At 72.9% G+C, this 2,602-nt stretch carries 1 protein-coding gene; it reads right to left on the bottom strand.

The window, feature by feature from the left end:
* Positions 1 to 56: 56 nt before the first annotated feature.
* Entirely contained in the window at positions 57 to 2,600 is a 2,544-nt protein-coding gene (locus tag SSBG_RS16910; protein ID WP_008747310.1) for a bifunctional FO biosynthesis protein CofGH, read from the bottom strand.
* Between the last annotated feature and the right edge of the window lie 2 nt (positions 2,601 to 2,602).

Genomic DNA, 2,602 nt, shown 5'->3' with positions numbered 1-2,602 from the left:
CGGGGCGCCGGGCGGGAGGCGCGCTCCGCGGCCCGGTCCGGCGCCCCGCGCCGGCCTCAGTCCAGGACCGGGAGGAGGTCGGGGAGGTGGCCGTCGGAGGCGCGGGCGGTGGTCACGCGTTCGGCCGGGACCTCGCCGTACGTCGTCGTGCGGGGGCGGTGGGGGCGGCCGGCCGCCTCGGCGATGGCTTCGAGGTCACGGATCGAGCGGTAGGAGCCGTAACGCGAGCCCGCCATGCGGGAGATGGTCTCCTCCATGAGCGTGCCGCCGAGGTCGTTGGCGCCCGAACGCAGCATCTCCGCCGCGCCCTCCGCGCCGAGCTTCACCCAACTCGTCTGGATGTTGGGGATGTAGGGGTGCAGGAGGATGCGCGCCATCGCGGTGACCGCGCGGTTGTCGCGGGCGGTCGGACCCGGGCGGGCGATGCCCGCGAGGTAGACGGGGGCGTTGGTGTGGATGAAGGGGAGGGTCACGAACTCCGTGAAGCCGCCCGTGCGTTGCTGGATCGCGGCGAGGGTGCGGAAGTGGCCGAGCCAGTGGCGGGGCTGGTCGACGTGCCCGTACATCATCGTGGAGCTGGAGCGGATGCCGAGTTCGTGCGCCGTCGTGACGACGTCGATCCAGTCCGCCGCCGGGAGTTTGCCCTTGGTGAGGACCCAGCGGACCTCGTCGTCCAGGATCTCGGCGGCCGTGCCGGGGATGGTGTCCAGGCCCGCCTCGCGCGCGGCCGTCAGCCACTCCCGTACCGAGAGCCCGGTGCGCGCGGCGCCGTTGACGACCTCCATCGGCGAGAAGGCGTGCACGTGCATCCCGGGGACCCGCTCCTTGACCGCGCGCGCGATGTCGAAGTACGCGGTGCCGGGCAGGTCGGGGTGGATGCCGCCCTGCATACACACCTCGACGGCCCCCACGTCCCACGCCTGCTGGGCGCGGTCGGCGACCTGGTCGAGCGAGAGCGTGTAGGCGTCGGCGTCGGTGCGGCGTTGCGCGAAGGCGCAGAAACGGCAGCCGGTGTAGCAGACGTTGGTGAAGTTGATGTTGCGCGTGACGATGTAGGTGACGTCCTCGCCGACGACGCTCTCGCGGATGTCGTCCGCGATCCGGCACACGGCGTCGAGGGCGGGCCCGTCCGCGTGCAGGAGGGCCAGTGCCTCGTCGTCGGTGAGGCGGGTCGGGTCGTCGGCGGCGACGGCGAGCGCCTGCCGTACGTCGGTGTCGATGCGCTGCGGCACCATGCCGGGCGCGGCCTGCTCGCGCAGCGCCGCCCAGTCCCCGTACACCGCGTCGAAGTCGCCGCGCCTGTCGCTCGTACGGCCCTCCGTGTCGATCGCCGTGTGCAGGTCGGTGCGTCCGCTCGCGGTGAAGCCCTCGTCGGGTTCCTGCCAGGGCAGGCCCTCGGGTCGCGCGTCGGGGCGGGCGAGGCCGGTCTCCGGGTCGGCGAGGGCGCGCACGTGCGGGAGGAGGCGCGGGTCGAGCCAGGGCTCGCCGCGCTGGAGGAACTCCGGGTAGATCGTGAGGCGTTCGCGCAGCTCGAACCCCGACTCGGCGGTGCGCGAGGCGAGTTCGTCGATGTGCGGCCAGGGGCGCTCGGGGTTGACGTGGTCGGGCGTGAGGGGCGAGACGCCGCCCCAGTCGTCGATGCCCGCGCCGATGATGAGCGCGTACTCCCGGTCCACGAGGTTCGGCGGGGCCTGCACGCGCGCCTCGGGGCCGAGCAGGAGCCGGGCGACGGCGATGCTGGCGGCCAGTTCCTCCAGCTCCGCGTCCGGCATGGCGCGCATCGCCGTGTCCGGCTTGGCGCGGAAGTTCTGGACGATGACTTCCTGGATGCCGTGGTGGGCGCGCTGGACGCGGCGGAGCTGGAAGAGGGAGTCGGCGCGTTCCTCGTACGACTCGCCGATGCCGATGAGGACGCCGGTCGTGAAGGGGACGTTGCTGCGGCCCGCGTCCTCCAGCACGCGCAGCCGCACGGCGGGCTCCTTGTCCGGGGAGCCGTAGTGGGGGCCGCCCTTCTCGGACCACAGCCGCGTCGCCGTCGTCTCCAGCATCATGCCGAGCGAGGGCGCGACGGGCTTGAGGCGCTGGAGGTCGGACCAGGACATGACGCCCGGGTTGAGGTGCGGGAGGAGACCGGTCTCCTCCAGGACGCGGATCGCCATGGCCCGTACGTAGGCGAGCGTGTCGTCGTAGCCGTGCGCGTCGAGCCACTCGCGGGCCTCGGGCCAGCGGTCCTCGGGCTTGTCGCCGAGCGTGAAGAGCGCTTCCTTGCAGCCGAGCGCGGCGCCCTGCCGGACGACCTCAAGGATCTCGTCGGGCGACATGAACATGCCGTGACCCTCGCGGCGGAGCTTGCCGGGGACGGTGACGAAGGTGCAGTAGTGGCAGGTGTCCCGGCACAGGCGGGTGAGCGGGATGAAGACCTTCTTGGAGTACGTGAGCACGCCGGGCCTGCCCGCCGCTTTCGAGCCCCGCGTCGCGGACGCGGGCGGCCGAGGCGCTGAGGTCGCGCAGGCCTTCACCCCGGGCCTGGAGCAGGTATTTTTGGCCTCGGACACGTCGAGTGCGACCCCGTCCCTCGCTCGCCGGAGCGCGCGGCGCATGG

This window comes from Streptomyces sp. SPB074, assembly GCF_000154905.1.
In the GTDB taxonomy this organism is placed as follows: Bacteria; Actinomycetota; Actinomycetes; order Streptomycetales; family Streptomycetaceae; genus Streptomyces.
Note: the sequence above shows the minus strand (reverse complement) of the source record. Positions and strands in the feature narration are given on the sequence as shown.

Bases quoted from the DNA above. Each gene is read 5' to 3' on its own strand.
- SSBG_RS16910 (WP_008747310.1), bottom strand. From the start codon at position 2,600: ATGCGCCGCGCGCTCCGGCGAGCGAGGGACGGGGTCGCACTCGACGTG.